Origin of the sequence: Alteromonas lipotrueiana (genome assembly GCF_019249245.1) — a bacterium.
Classification (GTDB): Bacteria; Pseudomonadota; Gammaproteobacteria; order Enterobacterales; family Alteromonadaceae; genus Alteromonas; species Alteromonas lipotrueiana.
Window position 1 is genome coordinate 1 of record NZ_JAESDK010000035.1, and the last position, 7,391, is coordinate 7,391.

Annotated in this window: 5 protein-coding genes and 4 tRNA genes; all 9 read left to right on the forward strand. The window is 45.2% G+C overall.

Annotated elements, in window-relative coordinates; translation table 11 throughout:
* The first annotated feature begins 1,662 nt into the window (after positions 1–1,662).
* Positions 1,663–2,868 carry a glycosyltransferase family 2 protein gene (locus JK130_RS16430; RefSeq protein WP_218355420.1) on the forward strand — a complete coding sequence of 402 codons (1,206 nt, stop codon included), beginning with the start codon at positions 1,663–1,665 and terminating at the stop codon, positions 2,866–2,868.
* 52 nt (positions 2,869–2,920) lie between these two features.
* Complete coding sequence (locus JK130_RS16435; RefSeq protein ID WP_218355421.1) at positions 2,921–3,970, forward strand: glycosyltransferase family 2 protein; 1,050 nt, start codon at positions 2,921–2,923, stop codon at positions 3,968–3,970.
* A 107-nt stretch (positions 3,971–4,077) separates the two neighbouring features.
* Positions 4,078–5,070 (forward strand): UDP-N-acetylmuramate dehydrogenase, encoded by a 993-nt coding sequence (gene murB / locus JK130_RS16440; protein WP_218355422.1) that lies wholly within the window; start codon positions 4,078–4,080, stop codon positions 5,068–5,070.
* On the forward strand, positions 5,067–6,053 hold the full coding sequence (gene birA, locus JK130_RS16445; RefSeq protein ID WP_218355423.1) for a bifunctional biotin--[acetyl-CoA-carboxylase] ligase/biotin operon repressor BirA: 987 nt from the start codon (positions 5,067–5,069) through the stop codon (positions 6,051–6,053). Before murB ends, birA begins: the two co-directional genes overlap by 4 nt.
* Positions 6,043–6,792: a type III pantothenate kinase gene (locus JK130_RS16450; protein WP_218355424.1), complete on the forward strand. Its 750-nt coding sequence runs from the start codon at positions 6,043–6,045 to the stop codon at positions 6,790–6,792. Before birA ends, JK130_RS16450 begins: the two co-directional genes overlap by 11 nt.
* 100 nt (positions 6,793–6,892) lie before the next feature.
* Positions 6,893–6,968: transfer RNA gene (locus tag JK130_RS16455), tRNA-Thr, on the forward strand.
* Between the two features lie 9 nt (positions 6,969–6,977).
* Positions 6,978–7,062 (forward strand) — tRNA-Tyr (locus JK130_RS16460).
* 32 nt (positions 7,063–7,094) lie between these two features.
* Positions 7,095–7,169, forward strand: a tRNA-Gly gene (locus JK130_RS16465).
* 8 nt (positions 7,170–7,177) lie between these two features.
* Positions 7,178–7,253, forward strand: a tRNA-Thr gene (locus JK130_RS16470).
* Positions 7,254–7,391 lie beyond the last annotated feature (138 nt).

The window sequence follows — 7,391 nt, forward strand, 5'->3', positions numbered from 1 at the left end:
AGCAGTGAAACACGTTAGCGGCGATGGTAGTGTGGGGATTCCCCATGTGAGAGTAGCACACCGCCAAGCTCCTCATTACACGAAAAAGCCCACTCATTTGAGTGGGCTTTTTTCGTATAAGCGCAGTATAACTGCGCCACTCTTATATAGAGAACCTAACCCATCGGGGCGGTTTACGTTCGATGTTCTGCGTGAGTTCACCTCCGCTAATTCGTCCCTGAAGCAATGCCCAGCTCGGCATCCATGCCTCGCGTTCATCACTCTTGGCGTGCCACTGGCACCCCTCGCTCGCTACGCTCACCGTTCTTCACCCCCATGTGAGAGTAGTTCTCGTCACGAAGTGAACTGTCCCTTGCCGGCTACGGAGCTCCTCATTCTAAGAAAAACTGTTTCTCAGCGAGAACCAACCGAAAGGATGGCTTTTTTTTCGTCTGGTGTTTGCGAGATTAGCAGGTTCATTTAACGTTTATGGATAGCCCTTTTACTCGGAAAAGCACTCGCGTGCTCACCCCATGAGATACCTAACCCCTCGTGGTGGTTTACGTTCGATGTTCTGCGTGAATTCACCTCCGCCAATTCGTCCCTGAAGTAATGTCCAGCTCGGCCAGCAAGCTGGTCCAGCCCCTCACAGAGCTCGGGTCGTTCACACGGCGCAAATGAAACGATTCATTTGCTTGTAACCCTGTTCACCCATGCCTCGCGTTCATCACTTTATTCGCCACGTCCTTGTGGCTCACCTGCTGACGCAGGCCAGCTAAAGCTGTTCAAACTGGTTCCGGACCAGTTTGTCGGCGTGCCACTGGCACCCCTCGCTCGCTACGCTCACCGCTCTTCACCCAGGGTGGGTCCAACCCCAAGTGACAACGTGGTTGCCAGAGATAGTTCTCGTCACGAAGTGAACTGTCCCTTGCCGGCTACGGAGCTCCTATTGCACAAAAAAGCCCACTCATTTGAGTGGTTTTTTTTTATGCACACAACAAAGTAGTACTTCTGATTGTGATGCTGCAGGGCGTAGCACACGGCGACCGTTCGTTGTGAAGCAATCTCATTCTCAGAGAAGCCGTTGTCGAAAGACAGGAACTTTTTTATTGCCTGTAGCATCCCTTGGGTAGTTAGTACGTGTAATTAAATAAAGTGGGTGTTTTTATAGCGAAGGCACTTATGTGAGGGACGCCTGATTTACTTTGATGTATCTCACTTCTCCCTCTTGGCTCACTTGCTCGTGAAGGCCGCCTCGTTCACTAGATATGAGAATGGTACCACCTAGTCGGGAGCGAGTTTTTTCGAATAAGGCAGTAAAGTGCACTGCTCTGGTATAGAGGAATCCAACCTACCATAGTTGTTTTGGTTCAGGGTTAGTAGTTGTCCTTTATCGGTTCATCTGTGAAAGTATGTTCAGCTCAGTATACCTGCTTCGCGCTTGTGACTTTAATAGACCGCCTCGTTGCTAAGTGTAATTTAATCGCTAAAAGCTGTACTCAGATTAAGTCTGCTGCTACAGCGTAAAGCCTGAGGGGAATTAAGAAAAGCTACTCATTCAAATATTGGTATCTAGCTCTTATCCTAGAATCTGTATTTGTAACATTAATTAGTAAATTCCTACCCTGAATAGCTGAAGTACCGCTACTCCCTGCTTCAGTAGTAACTGAAGAATAGAAATGAATGGATATTCATCGCGACCATGATTTATTGGTGCGCAATGATAAAGTCCGTATAATGCACGCCATTATCGTAATGACAGGCGAAAAAATGCTTAGGAAGTTGTTGGTCAGCTCGCTACTGGAGCCTTACCTGCCTATTTCTCGTTTGAAGCACTCACTAAAGTTTACCCACCCAAAAGTCCGGTTGGTTGCAGTGGCCAAAAATGAGGCAAGATATTTAGCAGAATGGATTCTGCACCATCTTTATTTCGGCATTGCCGATATCGAAGTTCATTACAATCAATGTGATGACAATACCGTTCAGATGGGTGAGTATTTATCGAAGCATTATCCTGTTACCTTCATTAATGCAGATGAGGGGTTTAAAGCGAGCATAAAATCTCCGCAGGTTAGGATCTATCGTAATGCACTTCGACGCTCTTACAATGAAGGTTTTTCGCATGTACTTTTTTTAGATGTTGATGAGTTTCTGGTACCCAAAGATCTTGAAAAATCGATACCGGAAATGCTGCTGAAAAAAAAGAAATTTGATGTAGTTTGTAGCAACTGGGCTAATAAGCTTAATGACCGCACCGTGTTTGGACGTGCTGTTGAAAATAAGCTAAGCCTGGAACTTTCTCCCACAGTAAAGTCCTGCGTAAAATCTTTTGTCGAGCCGCCAGTAATGAACCCGCACACGGTGGTCAGTTCAAAACTTCGCTATGGTATGACAGGGCAGGCAGAGTTCACCACAAACCGTGATGACATGTCGAAAGTTGAGCATTGTGACGAGGTTTTCAAAAAATGTGACTTTCTGGTTGTGCACCGGCAATATCGTAGTGAACTTGAATATGTGGCGATGCTGGGACGTGGGCGTCCAATTGAGGAAGCAAAGCGTTCTTCAATATTTAAAAATAATCGACGTGGTTATAATGTCCACACCAACGCGTTTGATTTGACCTTTCCTGAACAGGCCTATGCGAACTATAGTTATTATTTAGAAGAAAGACTGGCTGACGCACAATTACAACAGCTACTCGAAACAGCAGAAAAATCAGTGCTAGAGCGATTCGCTACGGTGAAAAACATGATAGCCGATGCTCCGGCAGAAGAGGCGCCGTTATTGAAGCGACTTTTAAAAAATGTGACTCTAGTGGATATCAAAACTGACTTTTCGGGCGATAACACACACAAAGAAAAGCTGAAAAGCGACCGTCATGCTCACTAAGCTGAAACACAGGCTCGTTAATTTTGAGCGTAGTGTCTGGCTACAACGAAAATTGCACACCCTGCGTTATCTGAGCCAACCAAAAATAAAGCTTGTCGCCATTGCTCGCAACGAAGCGGCTTACCTTGCAGAATGGGTGCATCATCACCTGTATTTTGGCTTTGCAGAAATAGAAGTGCACTACAATAACTGCACTGATAACACGCAGGAACTCGCCGCTTGCTTAGCATCTTCCCGTGTACACTTTTGTAATGCTGATCACTACTTTCAGCAAAATGACGCCGGAGCGCCGCAGGTTGAGGTTTATCGAAATGCTTTTATCAAAGCAAGGGAGCAGGGCTTTTCACATGTCATGTTTTTAGACATTGATGAGTTCTGGCTCCCGGCAGATTTAAAAACCTCAATTTCGCAATGGGCCAGAAGTCGGGCAAACTCTGACATTGTTTGCTTTAATTGGCTAAACAAAATAGACGAATCGGAGCCATTTTCAAGGGTGCTCGACACACCTATGCTGGCGGTAGAGCCCGCTGAACAAGTAAAATCTATGTACAAATCATTTGTCTGGCCAGGTCAGATGAATGCGCACAATATTATTGATAACAGCCTGCGTTATTGCCGAGATGATGGTACCGATTTTTTTCCACTAAATAAGCATTTTTCACGCTTGAAAAAACCTGCTCTTTCGCACAGTAAAGACCGTGCCTTCATTATCCATCGCAAGTATCGAAGTGAAAAGGAATATATAGCTATGTTGGGGCGTGGGCGGCCTATAGGAAAAAAGCTTCAAAAATCGATTTTTAAGAATAATCGAAACGGTTACATAAATGCTGTCCAGCCTTCCATGTTAGATTTTTCTCAGGAAGTATGGGAAAAGTATACCGAAGCAGTAACACGGTTTATGAATCAACCGGACATCGCAGTGGCAACTGAACAAGGTCATCAATTTATAGAGAAGGCATATACTGAGGCTCTGAATATGATTGAAATGGCTCCGAAAGGTGAAATGAAATTATTAGCGCAATTATTGCGCAATGTGAAGGATGCAAAAACAGTCAAAGCCTACAGCACATTTCTTGGTCACCATAACATTAAAAACTCGTAGGTTTCTGCTACGTAACCAAACTCTTCTCTGCTTTTACTGTTCGAACTTTCCATCCAGCTCGACATCCCCTACTATATCGGCAGTTTTGATTTACAAAAGGTGCCGGTGTGCCAGGTCTTCGCTCCTATCATTCGTTTCATCTTTCCAGCAATTGTGATTCGCTGCTTGTTTTTGAAGATGTTGAACAGCTTCAGTCAGCGCTTGACAATACATCCCATTATTATTTATTGGGCGAGGGCAGTAATACGCTGTTTACCGAAGATTTTACCGGTACGGTATTGGTCAACCGTATTAAGGGTATCAGTACCACCGTCACCGAAAGCGCTGTTTGTCTGCAGGTAGGGGCAGGGGAGAACTGGCACGAGCTCGTTACCTTTGCTTTAAAGCAGGGATATCATGGTTTGGAAAATCTCGCGCTTATTCCTGGCTCAGTAGGGGCGTGTCCGATACAAAATATTGGAGCGTACGGTGTTGAAGTTGCGAACTTTATTGAGTCCGTAGATTACATCGATCTTGCTACCTTTACCCAGAAGCGAATAGCCCATGACCAATGTCAGTTTGGTTATCGCGATAGTATTTTCAAACACACTCTGGCCGGTAAGGTGGTAATTACACAAGTAAACTTTAAATTGCCGAAAAACTATAAGCCGGTGACTACTTATGGAGAGTTAGCGGTATTAAACCAACCTAATGCCCAGGATATTTATAATGAAGTCATACGGGTAAGACGTAAAAAGCTACCCGACCCGGCGGTGTTAGGAAATGCTGGCAGCTTTTTTAAAAACCCCGTAATTGGCCTTGAGCAATACCAAAAGCTATTATCTATTCACGCTGAAATGCCCGCTTATAAAGTAGATAAACACCACATGAAAATACCTGCTGCCTGGTTAATTGATAAACTGGGCTTTAAAGGCAGAACCGTTGGCGAGGTTCGTTGTCATCCCACGCAACCACTGGTATTAACTAATCTTGGGCATGCCAGTGGTGAACAGGTTATACAGTTAGCACGACAAATAATCGACTCGGTAGAACAGCAGTTTGCTATTACGTTGGAGCCCGAAGTCCGGTTGGTGGCAAAACATGGATTAATCACCCTATGAAACAAGCTTCGAAACTCATTCGCCAGCAAATTTTAGCGCAATTAGCCGATGGTCAATTTCATTCGGGGGAAATTATCGCCCAACAGGTGGGGCTGTCCCGAACCGCCATTGCAGGTCATATCAGTCAGTTATCTGATTGGGGGCTTGATGTTTTTAAAGTAAAAGGAAAAGGCTACCGTCTGAACCGTCCTTTTACGCTCCTTAATGCAGAGTACATAAAGAAACATCTGAATGCGAAACGGCTTGCGGTAATTGATATAGCGCCAGTGCTTGAATCAACAAACTCGGAGCTTAAAAAACGAATAGCAAATTCGCGCGAAGAGCTGGCCAACGGCGATACCGTTTTAGCTGAAATTCAGACGGCCGGACGTGGGCGTCATGGACGGCAATGGTTAGCTCCTGTGGGTGGAAGCCTGACCTTCTCAATGTACAGGTCGTTTCCTGATGGATATCAAAGCATGGCCGGGTTGTCTTTGCTAGTGGGTGTGGCTATATGTGATGCATTACAAAGCATGGGAATAGATGACGCGCAGGTAAAGTGGCCCAATGATATCTACCTTGGTAATAAAAAACTGGCGGGCATTTTAATTGAAGTAGAAGGACAAATAGGCGCAACGGCACATTGTGTTATCGGTGTTGGCCTGAATGTCTTTGTGCCAGCGGATGAGTACGATGTTGGCCAGCCTCATACCGATTTATCCTCTGTACTGGGCAGTGAGCCAGACCGCAATTTACTGGCGGCGAAAATTATTAGCGCTCTATGGGAGCACCTCGACGGATTTGCTGCCCACGGGTTCGGTAAATATGTCCCCATTTGGGAATCCTTAGATATTTTTGCAGATAAAAAGATTGTGCTGCAGATGGGTGAAAAAAGATTCAGTGGCATAGACCGGGGTGTTGACAGCAGTGGGGCGTTACTAGTTGAAACTGAAGACGGTATTACACGTTTTCATGGTGGAGAGGTAAGTTTGCGTGGTTACTGATGAGTCTGTGCTGTTAGTTGATGCTGGCAATACTTTGCTTAAATATGTGAGCCTGGCTCAATACAAACAGCATATATATAGCAGTGATTCGGTAACGCTGCTGTTTCGTCAATTACCCACCACACCCACTCACATTTTTTTATGTAATGTGGGCAAGCCCGAAATCGAGCAGCAATTTTTTACATATTGCGATGAAAATAAAATCAAACTGCATCTTATTGAAACCGAAAAATTCAGATTTGGTCTACAAAATAGCTATCTAAATGTAAATAAAATGGGAAGCGACCGATGGTTAGCTATGGTCGGTGCCCAAACTATTGCAAAAAAAACATTTGCAGTGATAGATATAGGCACCGCAGTAACCTGCGATTTTGTAGAAAATGGTCAACATTTAGGCGGATGGATAGTGCCAGGTTTTTCTTTGATGCAAGAGAGTCTGGTAAAAAATACGTCTAAAGTGACCGTCCATGATCAGATTCCCACTACTTTTAGGGTAGGGCAGGATACCGAAGAGTGTGTGGCGATGGGGTGTCAGGCTGCCCTTCGTGGTGTTTATTTGAGCGCGGTTGACTATTTGGTGAGCAAACAAGCGCCGTTTTCGATAATTATCGGGGGCGGGGGTAAAAACATGCTTGCATTTGCTGAATCAAATGGTAGCATCCTCGTCGCGAATTTGGTGGTGCATGGCCTTGCCCGCTACGCTGAGAGTTTACTCCCGGCGCTAGTTTCTAATCGATGATAACTACTTCATCAGTCAGAAGAAAAAGTTCGAAATTATTTCGAAAAGGCTATTGCACTGAGTAAGTGATTACTCTAGAATGCGCACCACTTGATGACGTGCCGACTTAGCTCAGTTGGTAGAGCAACTGACTTGTAATCAGTAGGTCGCCAGTTCGACTCCGGCAGTCGGCACCATCAATCTCAGGAGGGGTACCCAAGCGGTCAACGGGAGCAGACTGTAAATCTGCCGGCTCAGCCTTCGCAGGTTCGAATCCTGCCCCCTCCACCACTTTTCTATGAGGTGGCCAGAGAATTAGGAACGCGGGCATCGTATAATGGCTATTACCTCAGCCTTCCAAGCTGATGATGCGGGTTCGATTCCCGCTGCCCGCTCCAATTAGTGTGCTGATATAGCTCAGTTGGTAGAGCGCACCCTTGGTAAGGGTGAGGTCGGCAGTTCGAATCTGCCTATCAGCACCATTCTTCTCCCCAGCTCATATTTTTAAATATTAAATATAAAAGTTTTTAAATAACTTTGCTGGGAAAATAGAAAATGGCAAAAGCAAAATTTGAACGTACGAAAACTCACGTCAACGTGGGTACAATCGGCCACGTTGA